This is a genomic window from Polyangium spumosum, from assembly GCF_009649845.1.
GTDB classification, from domain to species: Bacteria; Myxococcota_A; Polyangia; order Polyangiales; family Polyangiaceae; genus Polyangium; species Polyangium spumosum.
On the sequence record NZ_WJIE01000013.1, the window covers coordinates 107,759 to 121,880 of the forward strand.

12 protein-coding genes are annotated in these 14,122 nt (G+C 69.9%); 7 read left to right on the forward strand and 5 right to left on the reverse strand.

The window, feature by feature from the left end; all coding sequences use genetic code 11:
- Positions 1 to 40 precede the first annotated feature (40 nt).
- The 5 genes from GF068_RS33225 to ycaC are packed head-to-tail and all read left to right on the forward strand — an operon-like array spanning position 41 to position 5,031.
- Positions 41 to 1,318 (forward strand): S1C family serine protease, encoded by a 1,278-nt coding sequence (locus GF068_RS33225; RefSeq protein WP_153823548.1) that lies wholly within the window; start codon positions 41 to 43, stop codon positions 1,316 to 1,318.
- 5 nt (positions 1,319 to 1,323) lie between these two features.
- Entirely contained in the window at positions 1,324 to 2,847 is a 1,524-nt protein-coding gene (locus GF068_RS33230) for a substrate-binding domain-containing protein (RefSeq protein ID WP_153823549.1), read from the forward strand.
- A gap of 31 nt (positions 2,848 to 2,878) precedes the next feature.
- A complete protein-coding gene (locus GF068_RS33235) occupies positions 2,879 to 3,271 on the forward strand; it encodes a hypothetical protein (RefSeq protein WP_153823550.1) in 393 nt (130 codons plus the stop codon).
- Complete coding sequence (locus GF068_RS33240) at positions 3,264 to 4,370, forward strand: D-Ala-D-Ala carboxypeptidase family metallohydrolase (protein WP_153823551.1); 1,107 nt, start codon at positions 3,264 to 3,266, stop codon at positions 4,368 to 4,370. Before GF068_RS33235 ends, GF068_RS33240 begins: the two co-directional genes overlap by 8 nt.
- Before the next feature lie 34 nt (positions 4,371 to 4,404).
- Positions 4,405 to 5,031, forward strand: a complete 627-nt coding sequence (gene ycaC / locus GF068_RS33245; RefSeq protein WP_153823552.1) for an isochorismate family cysteine hydrolase YcaC — start codon at positions 4,405 to 4,407, stop codon at positions 5,029 to 5,031.
- 31 nt (positions 5,032 to 5,062) lie between these two features.
- On the opposite strand, the gene GF068_RS33250 is transcribed toward ycaC, so the two are convergent.
- The 3 genes from GF068_RS33250 to GF068_RS33260 all read right to left on the reverse strand — a co-directional run bounded on the left by GF068_RS33250 (position 5,063) and on the right by GF068_RS33260 (position 8,785).
- Entirely contained in the window at positions 5,063 to 5,974 is a 912-nt protein-coding gene (locus tag GF068_RS33250; protein WP_153823553.1) for a M23 family metallopeptidase, read from the reverse strand.
- A gap of 72 nt (positions 5,975 to 6,046) precedes the next feature.
- Complete coding sequence (locus GF068_RS33255) at positions 6,047 to 8,290, reverse strand: hypothetical protein (RefSeq protein WP_153823554.1); 2,244 nt, start codon at positions 8,288 to 8,290, stop codon at positions 6,047 to 6,049.
- 102 nt (positions 8,291 to 8,392) lie between these two features.
- Positions 8,393 to 8,785: a PilZ domain-containing protein gene (locus tag GF068_RS33260; RefSeq protein ID WP_338046672.1), complete on the reverse strand. Its 393-nt coding sequence runs from the start codon at positions 8,783 to 8,785 to the stop codon at positions 8,393 to 8,395.
- 42 nt (positions 8,786 to 8,827) lie between these two features.
- On the opposite strand from GF068_RS33260, the gene GF068_RS33265 reads away from it, so the two are divergent.
- Complete coding sequence (locus tag GF068_RS33265; RefSeq protein ID WP_153823555.1) at positions 8,828 to 10,528, forward strand: class I adenylate-forming enzyme family protein; 1,701 nt, start codon at positions 8,828 to 8,830, stop codon at positions 10,526 to 10,528.
- Positions 10,529 to 10,559: 31 nt separating this feature from the next.
- Positions 10,560 to 11,495: an ATP-grasp domain-containing protein gene (locus GF068_RS33270; RefSeq protein WP_153823556.1), complete on the forward strand. Its 936-nt coding sequence runs from the start codon at positions 10,560 to 10,562 to the stop codon at positions 11,493 to 11,495.
- Here the strand turns inward: GF068_RS33270 and GF068_RS33275 are convergent, their stop codons facing one another.
- Positions 11,496 to 12,509, reverse strand: a complete 1,014-nt coding sequence (locus tag GF068_RS33275; protein WP_153823557.1) for an AAA-type ATPase lid domain-containing protein — start codon at positions 12,507 to 12,509, stop codon at positions 11,496 to 11,498.
- 203 nt (positions 12,510 to 12,712) lie between these two features.
- A complete protein-coding gene (locus GF068_RS33280) occupies positions 12,713 to 14,113 on the reverse strand; it encodes an Ig-like domain-containing protein (RefSeq protein ID WP_153823558.1) in 1,401 nt (466 codons plus the stop codon).
- Positions 14,114 to 14,122 lie beyond the last annotated feature (9 nt).

Sequence of the window (14,122 nt, forward strand, 5' to 3'; positions counted from 1 at the left end):
CGCCGAGCGGAGAGCGACGCTCCTCTCCGCACGAACGTCCATGGCAACCCCCAAACCCACGCCCAAGCCAGCACCCAGGCCCACGTCGAGCGAGCCCTCGACAGGCTTCCGCGTCGCCCTGATCCTCCTGAAGATCGTGGCGATCGTCGGGGGGTTCGTCGCGACATGGATCTCGCTCATGGCCGCCGTCGGCATGATGACCGAGAACGGCTACGCGCGGGCGCTCATCGCGCTCGCCGTGACGGTGCTCGTGCCGCTGGGGATCGCCGACAGGCTGCTGCCCGAGGGCAACACGAAGGGCGCAGGTAGCATCGTCACGGACGTGCTCGCGATCTTCCTGCTCGTCGTCGGGCTCGCGTTCACGGGCGCCGCGAAGTTCACGGGGTCGCTCTACGTGCGTGAAGGCGACAGGCTCGCCGCCGCAGGTCACGAGCACCTCGCCCAGGTCGCATACCTGCTCGGCGGCGTGCGCCCCACGTTCCCGGAGCCCACGCCCGCGCCTGCCGTCGACGCGGCCGTCGATGCAGGCGTCGACGCAGAGGCCACCGTCGACGCAGCCGCCGCCGAAGCGCCGGCCGACGCAGGCGCGGTGGCGCCCGCGGTCGTGGACGCCGACGCAGCCGTCGACGCGAGCGCGCCGGCCGACGCAGGCGCGATGGGCAAGGCCGAGAAGACGCCCGCCGAGCTCTTCCGCGAGCTCTCGCCGTCGGTCGTGACGATCTTCGTGGAGAAGGGCGCAGGCCGCGGCGGCGGGACGGGGTTCCTCATCGACGAGGTCGGGGTGGTCGTGACGAACCACCACGTGATCGAGGGCGCGAAGTCGGGGTGGATCAAGTTCGCCAACAACGCGGTGTACCCCGACATCGAGGTGCTCGTGGACAACGCCGAGGTCGACCTCGCGTTGCTCGGGATCGACCTGAAGAAGCCACGCGAGGGCGACAAGGTGCCGGACGCGAAGCCACTCGAGCTCGGCGACTCGGAGAAGATCGTGGTGGGCGAGCGAGCGATCGCGATCGGCAACCCGCTCGGGCTCGAGCACACGCTGACCGACGGGCTGGTCTCGGCGCGGCGGCTCCACGAAGGGAGGCAGTGGATCCAGATCTCGGTGCCGATCTCGCCAGGAAACTCGGGCGGGCCGCTGTTCAACATGCGCGGCGAGGTGATCGGGATCAACACGGCCCAGTACGGCGGGGCGCTGGCCGGCGCGCAGAACCTGAACATGGCCGTGCCGGTGAACGAGCTGAAGCGCCTGATCAAGTCGACGTACGCCGCGCGGCGCAAGCTCGGCGCTCCGAACGCCTCCTCCAGCCAGTGGTGAGTCCCTTGCGCCAGAAAATCGTCTTCGTCTTGCTCGTTTGCCTCCTCGGAGGGTACGGCGCGATCTTCGTGACGCGGAGCCGCGCGCAGCACACCGCGCCCGCGCCGGAGGGCGGCGGCGCCGAGGCGAGTTTGCCCGCGCCGAGCGAGAGCACGAGCGCAGCGGCGAGCGCCGCGGCGAGCGTCGCGCCCGCGCCGAACGGGAGCACGAGCGCAGGCCCCGCGCCCGTGGCGAACGGGAGCACGAGCGCGAGCGCGCCCGCCGCCGACGCAGGGACGGCGCCGCTCATGGATCGGCCGCTCAAGGTGGTCTCGCTCGGCTGGGAGCTCGCGGCGCCGGCCTTGCTCGCGAACGAGGGGCAAGCGCCGGGGCCGAAGAGCGTGTTCACCACGGCAGGGCTCGACGTGCGGGTCTCCGTGGCCGACGCGATGAGCGTGGTCGAGGAGGCGCTCGCGCGTGGCGGCGGCGACGAGAAGGGCGCGGACGTGGCGGTGTTGCCGCTGCCGACGTTCGTCGCAGCCTACGAGCGGCTGCGGGCGCTGTCGCCCGAGGTGTTCTTCGTGGTCGGGTTTTCCCAGGGGCGGGAGGCGTTCGCGGCGGCCGAGACGCCCAAGAAGGGCGCGCCGATCCTCGTGGGGACGCCGGGATCACCGGCGACGTTCGTCGGGTTGTTCATGCTCGACATCCAGGGCGTGCCGGCTTCGTCGGTGAAGATCGTCGCGCCGGGCAGCCGCGAGGAGAAGGACGCGTCGTACGTCGCGTTCGACCGGATGGAGATGGGCGCGGACGCGGCCGCGGGGCACAAGATCGTGCTGACGACGGCGGACACGCCGAAGCTCGTGCCGCTCGTGGCCGTCGCGCCGCGTGGGCTCATCGCGGACAAGGAGCGCGCGCTCGCGGCGCTCGCGGACGGGTTCTCGAAGGGGCAGAGCATGCTCGCCAAGGATCCGCCGGGCGGGGCGCGGATCGTGGCGGCGGCGAAGGGCGCGCCGGAGCCACTCGCGCTGCTCAGGCGGCTCGGGGACATGAAGTCGGCGTCGCTCCGGGACAACACGAAGCTCGCGGGGCTCGCGGGGCGCGGGGCGCTCACGTTGCAGACGTTGTTCGGGCGGACGTGGCAGCTCTATCGCGCGGCCTCGCTCCTCGCGACGCCGCCGCCATCGCCGCCGCCGATCGCGACGAGCGTGATCGCGACGCTCGCGCGATCGGGCTTCGGCACCCTGCCCGAGATGAGCGGCGAGGGGGGCGGCGACCTGGAGGGCACGAAGTCGCTCGTGGAGTTCCGCCAGGAGAAGCTCGACGAGGAGGCGCTGATCGACACGATCGGGCTGCTCGCGGCGGTGTTCGAGCGGAACGTGCTGCGCGTGGCGGTGGCGGGCGCGGCGGGCCCGGGGAGCGTCGACGCGGCGAAGACGAAGAAGGTGATCGAGGCGGCGGCGGGGCGCTACAACCTCCAACCTTGGCGGCTCGTGGCGCAGAAGAGGACCGGCTCGAAGGGCGCGGTGGTGATGGTGATGGAGCGGCCTTGAGCGAGGGCCGCGGCGAGCGGAGGGCGAGGGCATGTTGAGGATCCTGCGCGAACAGGTCGATGCGCTGCGCCAGGAGGAGCTCGAGGCATACCGGGAGCGCGTGCTCGGGCAGATCCGCGAGATTTTTCCGGCGCAATGGTCCGCGCTCGGCGAGGAGGGCGCGGGCGCGCTCGTCGACCGGGGGCTCGGGCGCGCGGCGCGGCATGGATGCAAATCGGAGGGGGACGTGTTCCGCTACGTGTCGCTGATGCTGGTGCTCGGCCCCGATTTCGAGGAAGATCCGGCCCTGCCCTGGGTGCGCGAGATCCTGGGCGAACCCGAGGCGAGCGGCTGGCAGAAGATGAGCGCTCTCATGGACCGAGCCATCGAATGGGTACGCGAGCGCGACGCGCCGGCGTGTGAACACGAGGTGGGTCATGAGTGAAGGCGATGTGCCGATCCCGCTCCCGCGGCCGCGGCCGGAGCGGCCGGAGGATCAGCTCCAGAACGCGAACCAGGCCGCCTCGCAGATGCCGGCGTCCGAGGCCGGCGCGTGCACCGGGGATTGCCCGCAGGGCTTCAAGCTCGAATACAAGAGCCGCTACACGGAGCAGGGGCAGACGGACACGACGCCGAACCGGTACACGAAAGAGGTATGGGTGCCGGCGAAGGAGTTCATCTTCCTCATCGGGCAGGATCGAAAGATCTCGGTCCGGACGAACCCGCCGCAGGCCGACGCGGAGTGGGAGGTGAAGCCGATCGGGAGCCACAGCGGGACGCCGACGCCGAACAAGGGAAAGGGCGCGGAGTTCACGTTCGTCCCGAAGGTGACGGCGTCGCAGCGGCCCGTGCAAGGGTCGAAGACGCGGAACCAGCCGGTGGGTTACGAGATCACGGTGAAGCTGACGAGCGGGCGGTCGGCGACGCTGACGGAGAAGATCGAGCAGGACGTGCGCGACATCATCCGGCAGGAGTACGTCGATTATCGATCGCTGCCAGCGAAGAAGACGTCGCTGCACGTGCCTTATCGGGACCAGATCGTGACGGCGCCGCGGCAGGAGTTCCTCAACAACAACAACTACGCCGCGGACAGGGTGGTGCTGAACTCCGGAATGCTCGAGCTCCTGGAGGCCGTCGAGGCGGAGTACGGGGAGACGGTGACCGTGAACAGCTCCTGGCGGTGCCCGCAACGCAACAAGGCGGTCGGGGGCGTGCCGAACTCGAACCACCAGCACGGCGGCGCGATCGACATGAAGCCCAACGGGTACACCGCGGGGACGCAGGCAGGCCGGATCGCAATGCTGAACCTCTACCGGGCGGCCTTGCGGGCGAAAGACAACGCCGGCGGTCGAATGGTGCTGCTCGAGAGGAACTCGAAGGCGCTGCACACGGGCAATACGGATCTGCCGCAGCCGAACGCAGCGAACCCGGACAAGAACAGCGACGGGCTCCGGGACAACGACGCGGCGTCGATCACGAAGCTGAACAACGCGTCGCACGTGCACATCGACAAGGAGCCGCCGGGCGGCGGGAATGACGATTAGGCCCGTTCCATATCGATCGACCCAGGAGAACCTCATGAGCAAGCCGTATACCCGCCTCGACAAGAACAACGCCGCCGTCCTGCTCGTCGACCACCAGGCCGGCCTTCTGTCGCTCGTCCGCGATTTCGATCCGGACAAGTTCAAGAACAACGTGCTGGCGCTCGCCGACCTGGCGAAATATTTCAAATTGCCGACGATCTTGACGACGAGCTTCGAGGAGGGACCAAACGGCCCGCTCGTGCCGGAGCTGAAGCAGACCTTCCCCGACGCGCCGTTCATCGCGCGGCCGGGGCAGATCAACGCCTGGGACAACGAGGACTTCGTCGCGGCCGTCAAGGCGACGGGGAAGAAGCAGCTCATCCTCGCGGGCGTCGTCACCGAGGTCTGCGTGGCATTCCCGGCGCTCTCGGCGATCGCGGAAGGTTATGAGGTCTTCGTCGTCACGGACGCCTCGGGCACGTTCAACGAGGTGACCCGAGACGCCGCGTGGAATCGTATGGCCGCCGCCGGCGCGCAGCTCATGACCTGGTTCGGCGTGGCCTGCGAGCTGCACCGCGATTGGCGCAACGACGTGGAGGGCCTCGCCGCCCTGTTCTCGAACCACATCCCGGATTACCGGAACCTGATCACCGCCTACACGACGCTCAAAGCGAGCAAGTAACCCGCGCGCCCCGAGGCCGCCGCGCCGCGCCTCACTGCGATTCGACGGCGATCTCGTTGCCCCTCACGTCCGTGGCCACGGCCCGGACGCGGAGGAGGCCGCTCGTGACGGTGCCGACGAGGCCCGTGAACGTGAAATCGATCTCGGACGCGGACATCGTATTGTTGTATTTTTGCGGGCGCACGAGGATGCCCTCGTGGTTCGGGTCGTCGACGACGGCGTCGGACGCGGGCGCGGTATAGGCGCGGTTCCACGCCTCGATGTCGTAGACCCGCTCCGAGAGGGGCCTGAGGCCCGAAAGGACGGCCCCGGCGTCGGCCTCGAAGGTGGCGACCGAGACGCTGCGCAAATCGAGCTCGCCGGCAGGCACGCGGGTCGTGATCGTGATCCGGGGCTCGAGGGGGTTCGTCATGTCCACCTTGCCGATCTCCAGCGTCGGCGCGCCCTTGTCGGCGTAAGGCAGGACGTCGAGCGGGTGGACGCAGTCCTTCCGGTCGTCGCCGGGCTTGCGAATCTCGAAGTGCAGGTGCGCAAAGCCATTCGTGGCCTTGCCGCTGAGGGCGATGACGTCGCCGGGGTCGACGCTGTCCCCGACGTCGACCTCGACCGAGGAGCAATGAATGTAGGTGCTGTAGTAGTCGCCGTGATCGACCTTGACCATCATGCCGCCGGCGCTCGTGTTCTCCTGAACCTCGGTCACCCTGCCCGCGGCGATGGCGTGGACGTCGGTCCCCTCGGGCACGGCGATGTCGATGCCACGATGAAAGTCGTAGACGTCGTCGTCCGTGCGGACACGAGGGCCGAACGTGGAGGAGAGCGGAAAATCGCCCCCGGTCTCGGCGCTGACCGGCCAGACGACCGATCCATCAGCGCCACACCCGGCGAGGAAAAGCGCACTCGAACATACGAGGACCCAAGAACCCCGCAACCATAAGGAACTCATGATTGTAGGATATCATTCGCAGTCGGCGCGGGGAGAGAAATGCACTTTCCGGGCGTCGTCGCCCAGGGCTGATCAGGGAAGGGCGGCGCCCTGAGGCAGCTCCGCGCGAAAAATCGGCGCGAGAAGGTCCCGCGCGAGCTGGACCTCGACGAGATCGAGGACCGGGCTCTCGGCGACCTTGCGCAAGCGGTCCTTCGCCGCAGGGTCGCCGGACGCGCGGCGCGACATGGCCGTGTAAAACTCCGCCTCGACGCGCTGCGCCTCGTTCTGGGCAGAGGCGCGCAGGCCGTCGTCGGTCATCCGCCCGAGCGCCCACTGCGCGAGCTTCACGACCCACGCGTCCCGATCACCGTTCGTCGAGAGCGCACGCAAGGTCGTGTCGTCCGGGGCGGCGCGGAGCTCTCGTTCGAGCAGGTAGAGCCACAGGCCGCCGTAGATGCGCTCTTCCTGGTCGACGTCGGCTTCGAGGCCCTGGCGGACGGCCGCACGCGCAGCCTCGAGGTCACGCCGCACGAGCGCACGCGAGGCGACCTGGAGGACCGTTGCGCCGAGCGCAGGACGATCGGTGGCCGCCACGGCGAGGGCCCGATCATGGGCGCGCCGCGCCGCCTTGGCGTCGCCGTACGCCTCGAGCACGCGGCCGAGCAAGGTCTCGGCCCGCGCGCGTCTCCCCGCGTCGCCGCGTTGCGTGCGCGAGGCGAGCGCCGCCGAGAGCGCCTCGGAGAGCTCGGCCTTGGCCGCGTCGTGGGCCTTGAGGTCGCGCTGGATCTCGAAGGCGAGCAGGTGCGCCTCGGCGAGGTCGCCGAGCGCGACACGCGCGTCGGGCGCGCCGTACGCGCGGCGCAGGTTGTCGAGCGCGGCCGTCGCGTCCTTGGCTTGTCGATCGGCGCGCGCGACGGCGAGCCACGCAGAGACGGAGGGCTCGCCCTTCGCCGCGGCCACATAGAGCGGGCGCGCCGCTTCGAGGTTGCCCGTGCGCACCTCGACGGAGGCCATGAGCCAGCGCAGGCGCGCCGGCGTGGGTTCGAGGCCGGCGTTCGTGATCTCGGGGCGATCGGCCGCGGCGAGCAGGGGCCCCGCGGCGCGGAAGGTGCGGCGCACGGCGTCGATGTCGCCCGCGTCGGCGTCGACGGCCATGCCCTCGAGGACGATGCGGGTCGCAGCCGCGACGAAGCGCGGGTTCGGCTGCGCGCCGAGCGCGCCCGCGAGCACGGCCGGCGCGCCCTCGGACATGCCGAGCTGCACGAGCTGCTCGGCGAGCAGGGCCGAGAGGCGGAGGTTCTTCGGGTCCTTGCGGTAGGCCTCGAGCACGCTGCCCCAGACGCCCGCCTCGACGAGGCGCGGATCGAGCCGCTCTTCGCGGTCGTCCTCCTCCGTCGTGGGCGCGCCCTCGCTGGCGAAGGCCGCCGCGAGCATCTCCCACGCCTGCGCGTCGCCCTCCTCCGAGGCGACGATGAGGCTGCGGCGGAGCATGGGCTCGGTGATGAGGCGGACCTCGGTGCTCTCGATCCGCGACAAGGCGCCCTGGGCGTCGCCGTGGCGGGCGAAGATCGACGCGAGCATCGCCGCGCCCGTCTCGATGGAGCGGGCGGCCTCCATGCCCTCGGCGCGCTCGGGGCGCTTGCCGGTCTGCCGGAAGATGCGGTTGATCTCGATGCCCCGCCCGACCCAGGCCTCGATCGCTTTCGCCGCGGCGTCGAGCGTCTCGCCGGAGGGATCCACCATGGCGCGGGCGGCGAGATAACGCGCCTCGGCGCCGAGACGAACGCCGGGGCTGCCCGCGTGGGTGTCGCCGATCCAGCGCTCGAGGTTCTTGATGTGCTCGTCGAGCTCGGCGCGGCCAGGCGCGCTCTCGCCGAGCGCGGCGGCGCGCATGCGCATGAGCGCGTGGACGCGCCCCTCGTCGCCGAGCGCCGAGAGGTGCTTGATCGCGCCGTCGAGCGCGCGCGCGCCGGCCGCGTCGACCATCGCGCCTTGCCCCTCGCCGACGCGGACGAGGTAGAGGGCGCCCATCACGCTGGAGGTCCCTCGCTCGGGCTCTCCGAGGGCGAAGCGACGCTCGGCGTGCGCGAGCTGGCGGCGCACGACGCCCGCGACGAGGCCGAGGCGCTCCGGGGTGCGGGAACCGTCTTGCAGGACCTTGGCGAGCGAGCTGGAGAAGTCCGCGTCCTGGACGTCCACCGGGCGGACGGGGCCCTCGATGGTCGGCACGGGGGTCTTCGCGGGTTGTGCCGGCGCCCCGCAGCCCGCGGCGAGGAGCGAGACGAGGATGGCTCGGGCGAAAGCGCGCGCGCGGGGCGAAGATCTCGGAGGCATCTTCGCGGAGTGTACACGGCGGCGGCGATCCTGCACGAGGCGACGAGGCGCTCGCGTGCTCGGAGACCAGGAGAGACGAAACGAGCTCCTTCGAGCTTACGTCTACATGTTCGGCTTGTGTCCGAGCAGCTTGCCGGCGAGCTCTTCACCGAGCTCGTTCGCCATGAGCCGCTCGACGATGGCCTCGGTCTCGCGCCGCTCTTTGTCGTCGTTGTACTGGAACTCGATGCCCATGCCGGCGGGAGAGTCGGGCGTCGCGTCGACGGGGCGCACGATCCACTTGACCCGGCCGCGCAGGCGGAGGGGCTCGGCGAGGTTCTTGATGCTGAGCGCGAAGACGAACTCGGTGTTCACGTCGAGGGGCCGGTCGGTGCGGATGAACGTGCCGCCCTTCGAGATGTTGCGCGTGTAGTCGGCGAAGAACGTGTTGAGCCGCTTGTACTCGACGTTCAGCTCGATGGCCGCGCGGCCTCCGGTACTTCGCCGGTCGCTCACGGGAGTAACCTATCCGCAACGTCGCGAGACTACAATCCGGGCATGCACTGGAAGGAGAGGCTCGAGGCGCTCGAGCAGGCCGCCAAGGACGTGGTGTTCGGGGCGCGTACGGTGGGCCGCGTCGCGATCCAGACCAAGATGACGAGTCACGTCCGCTGGGCCGGGCTCGAGGCCGCCGCGCGTGAGGTTTTACGAGGCGGGAAGGCGACGCCTCCGCTGCTCTTCCACTTCATGGCGCACAACGATCCCGACACCGTGGGCCTCGTCGGGCTGCACGCGCTGCCGAGCGGCAGGCTCGTGGAGGAAAGGGCCTACTCGTTCTCCGAGATGAACGAGCGCGTGACGCGTATCGCCGCGGGCCTCGCCGAGCGGGGCGTCCGGCCCGGCGACAGGATCGCGCTGATGATCAAGAACCGGCCGGAGTTCGTGCTGCTCCAGATCGCCGCCGGCAAGCTCGGCTGCGGCGCCGTGAGCTGTTCGTACCGGTCGACGCCGAGCGAGCTCGAGTACGTGGTGACGCACTCGGGGGCACGCGCGCTCATCTTCGACGCGGACGTCGCCGAGGTCGCGCGCGTGGTCGCGCCGAAGCTCGCGCGTGTCGAGGATCGACTCTTCTCCGTCGGCGGCGCGGTCGAGCCGTTCGCGACGCTCGAGGCGCTCGTCGCGTCGGCGAAGGGCGCGCCGCCGAAGGGCGGAGAGGAGCCCGCGGTCGTGATGTACACCTCGGGCACGACGGGCAAACCGAAGGGCGCGGTGCGGCAGTTCGCGCGGGGATTGACGGCGGCGGCGCTCGCGTTCATCGGGGAGACGCCGATGGAAGTGGGCGAGGTGCACCTCGCGGTGTGCCCGCTCTATCACGCGACGGCGTTCGGGTTCATCACGATGTCGTACATCGTGAACAGCACGGTGATCGTGCTGCGCGAGTTCCGGCCCGAGTCGTTCCTCGAGGCGATCGAGCGCTACCGCGTGACCACGACCGCCGTGGTGCCGACGATGCTGCACCGGATCGTGGAGCTCGGGGAGGAGAAGATCCGGCGTTACGACACGTCGTCGCTGAAGGCGATCTTCACGGGCGGCGCTGCGCTGTCGATCCCGCTGGCGAACGAGGTGCTGCGTCTGTTCGGGGACAAACTGTTCAACTTCTACGGCGCGACGGAGACGGGCGTGGTGACGCTGGCCAAGCCCGCGGATATGCGGGCGGCGCCGGGCACGATCGGCCGCGTGATCCCGGGCGCGGAGGTGCGGCTCTACGACGAGGCGGGGCGGATCTGCGGGCCGGGGGAGGTGGGCGAGCTCTACGCGCGGAGCGGGCAGCTCTTCTCGGGGTATCACGACGACGACGCGGGCACGCAGGAGGCGAGGCGCGAGGGGTTCTTCTCGGTCGGCGACCTCGCGCGGAGGGACGAGCGCGGCTACTTCTTCCTCGAAGGTCGCAAGCGCGACATGATCATCTCGGGCGGCGTGAACGTGTACCCGGCCGAGGTGGAGGCCACGCTGCACGAGCACCCGGCGGTCGCGGACGTCGCGATCGTGGGCGTGCCGGACGAAGCGTGGGGCGAGCGGGTGCGCGCGTTCGTGGTGCTGAAGGAGGGCGCGAGCGCGGAGGCGAAGGAGCTCGATGCGTACTGCCGCGCGCGGCTCTCGGGCGCGAAGGTGCCGCGCGAGTTCGTGTTTCTTCCGTCCTTGCCGCGCAACCCGACGGGCAAGGTGCTCAAGCGCGAGCTGCGCAGCATGGCCGTGTGACGAGCGCGAGCGTTTGGTGTAGGAGGGCTCCATGGTCCTCCGCGTTGGCCTGCTCGTCGGACGTGAGCGCTCCTTTCCCGATGCCCTGATCGCCGAGGTCGCGCGCCGCGACGCCGGCGTCGTCGTGAGTTACGCCGAGCTCGACATCACGTCGATCGATCGGCCGCCGGCCTACGACGTGCTCGTCGATCGCATCTCGCACGAGGTGACGTGTTACCAGCCCGTGCTGAAGCTCGCGGCGCTGCACGGCACGCGCGTGGTGAACAACCCGTTCTGGCGGATCGCCGACGACAAACTCTTCGGCACGGCGCTCGCGGCGCGGCTCGGGGTGCGGGTGCCGAAGACCGTGGTCTTGCCGTCGAAGTCGTACGTCGAGGGGGTGTCGAGCGAGACGCTCTGCAACCTGCGTTTCCCGCTCGACTGGCAAGGTGCGGCGCGCGAGCTCGGCTTCCCGATGTTCATCAAGCCGCACTGGGGCGGAGGGTTCCGCGACGTGTACCGCGTGAGCTCGCTCGAGGAGCTGTGGCGCGCCTACGACCGGACGGGGACGCTCACGATGATCGCGCAGGAGGCGATCCCGTGGTCGCAGTACGTGCGTTGCATCGTGATCGGCAAGGAGCACGTGCTACCCGCGCTCTGGGATCCGCGGCTCGGGCACTTCGACAGGTACGTGCGGGCGAGCGAGACGATGCCGCCGCTCGAGCCCGCGCTGCTCGCGCGATGCGTGGAGGACGCGCGCACGCTCTGCGGGGCGCTCGGCTACGACATGAACACGGTCGAGCTCGCGATCCGCGACGGCGTGCCGTACGCGATCGACTTCATGAACTCGGCGCCCGACTTCGACATCACGTCGCTCGGGCCCGAGCACTTCAAGTGGACGGTGGAGAAGATGGCCGACCTCGTGATCAAGCTGGCCCACGAGGGGCCGCCGAAGCCGGCGATGAGCTTCAAGGATGTGATGCGGTAGTCACTCCGCGTCGGCGTGCGCCGACTGCAGCTCCGCCTTCACGGCGAACGCGCCCGGCTTGCGGACGCCGGTCGGAGGCGCGAGGCGCTTGCGCTTGATCATCTCGACGAGCGTCGTGCGGTTCAGGCCGAGCAGGCGCGAGGCGCGGTTCTTGTTCCAGCCCGTGCGCTCGAGCGCCTGGAGGATCATACGCGTCTCGAACTCCTCGACCGCGGCGCGCAGGTCGAGCCCCTGCACGGGTAACGCGCCGAGCAGGAGCGGCAAACTCGTGGGCTTCGCGCCGCGGATCTCCTCGGGAAGGTCCGAGGCGGTCACGTAGGGGCCTTCGGCGAACGCGATCGCCTGGTCGATCGCGCGCTCGAGGCTGCGCACGTTCTCCGCGAAGGCGTGGCCCTCGAGCAGCGCGACCGCCTCCGGGGAGATGCCGCGCAGGTCGTTGCGACGGGCGCGCGTCGCGTGGAGCTCGAAGAAGTGCTGCGCGAGCTCGGGCATGTCCTCGCCGCGTTGCTCCAGCGTCGGGACCTCGACCGTGCTCGTGGCGAAGAGCGCGACGAGCGCGGCGCAGGGGAGGCTCGGGTCGAGCGGCGCGGCGGAGGTGCAGACGAGGCGCGCCTCGCCGCGGCTGGCGAGCGCGACGAGCTCCTCGTGGAGCTCGGGGGCGAGGTGATCGAGCCCGGCGACGACCAGCGTCCCGCCGCGGGCGCTGTCGGCGGCGCTGCGGAGCGCGGCGAGGTCGATCGGCGCTTCGGCGCCGGAGAGCACGACGAGCGGGCCCTGGGCGGCCGTCTCGTGCAGGACCCGGGCGAAGAATCGCTTGCCGGTGCCGGGCTCGCCCGCGAAGAGCGCGGGCGTGCGGGAGAGGGCGAGGCCTTCGAGCGCGCGGACGACCTCCTGGATCGCGGCGCTCTTGCCGACCACACGAGATCCCAAGGAGGTGAGCGCCTGGCGTACGGCGCGGGTCTGCGAAGAGGGCTGGGTTTCGTGGTTGTGCTGGTCCTGCGTGGCCGTCGACATATCAGGAACTCCCCGAGTCTGAAGTCAGGTCCGCAATGGAGTTTAGCAACGAGCATGCCAGCCAAGGAATTGGCGGAGATTTGCGCAATCTGCGCAAACAGGGGGTCGTCGGAGACCCATGGTAACGCCTGTGATCTAGCGAAATGTCGCGCGTGTTGATCCGGTGACAGCCGCGCGGGGGGGTCCGTGGGTACCCGGGGAGGTCAGCGCCGACCCACCTTACGGGAGCGCCGCACCATCGCCGCGGCCCCGGCGAGGGCGGTGAGGGCGAGGCCCGCGGGCGCGGGGCTCTTGGTGTCGTCGCCGCCCGCGGCGCGGCAGGCGCAGCCGCTCTCCTGCGAGATGTCCTGCGAAGCGGAGGGATCGACGGGGCCGCCGAAGCCCACGCCCTTGAGGAGGATCGTCTGGACCGGGTCGCTCGGGTCGTTCGAGGCGATGAACAAGGTCGCCTCGAAGGGGCCATTTTTCTTGGGCATGAAGCGCACGGCCGTATCGGCGGTGATGCCGGGCTCGATCTCGAGGCCCGGGTCCCACGCGGGGAAGAGCTCGGGGTTGCTCGAGACGATCGTGAGCTTCGCCCGCGCCTCGCCCGCGTTCCACAAGCCGAAGCTCTCCAGGCTCTTCTGCCCGACCTCGACCTCGCCGAAATCGATCTCTTCCTTCGGGAGCACGACGTCGGGCAGCGGGACGTGCACGCGTTGCTTCGGGAAGACCCACTTCGTCTGCGTGATCGGGAAGGAGATGGGGATGTCGAAGAGGTCGAACGCGAAGTTCTGGCCGAGGATCTCGATCCACATGCCCGGGATGATGTGGATGATGCCGTCGTAATCGACGTGCCCCTCGGGGTGCACGTCGAGGTCGATCGCAGGGCCGTTGAGGTAACTCGCCTTCGTCTCGCCGCCCTCCTCGGTGATGTCGCCGCCGACGACGGTCTTGCCCTCGGACTCGACGACGATCCGCTCGGTCGTGTACGTCGCCGCGAGCTCCATCTGCACGTCGACCTTGAGGCCGCCGTCGACGAAGACGCTGGGGATGCTGATGATGTCGCCGAGGCCAACCTCGATGATCGTCTGCGGCTGGGTCTTGCTGGAGAGCGTGGCGCCGGGCTTCCACCCCCACGCGTCGAAGATCTGCTCGCCCTCGACCTGGAAATCGATCTGCGGGACGTACGGGATGTCGCCGACCCAGTCGTACGGGATGCCGCCGATCTTCACGTGGAGCTGCGCCTGCGCGCCGAGCTCGACGCCGTAGTGGAAGCCGAGCAGGCCGCCGCTCGGGGTGCCCGGCGCGCGCACGAGCAGGGCCTCGGGCCAGCTCGTCTCGAGCGCGCCTTTCAGCGAGACACGCGTCGTCGCATAGACGCCCGCCCAGACGTGGACCTGCACGGGCGAGCCCTGAGGGACCCAGCCAGTGTCGAAGCTCCATTCGATCGGGAGCGAGTCGCTCTCGGAGAAGGAGATCGGGGCGGTCTTGCACCAGTCGGGATCGACGTCGCAATCGACGGCGACGACCTCGGCAGACGCCTCGCCAGAAAAAAGGGCGACCGCGAGGGCAAACGTGGTGGCCGCGAGAAAACAAGGTTTCGAAAGGAAGCGCGTTCTCATGATCGCAGC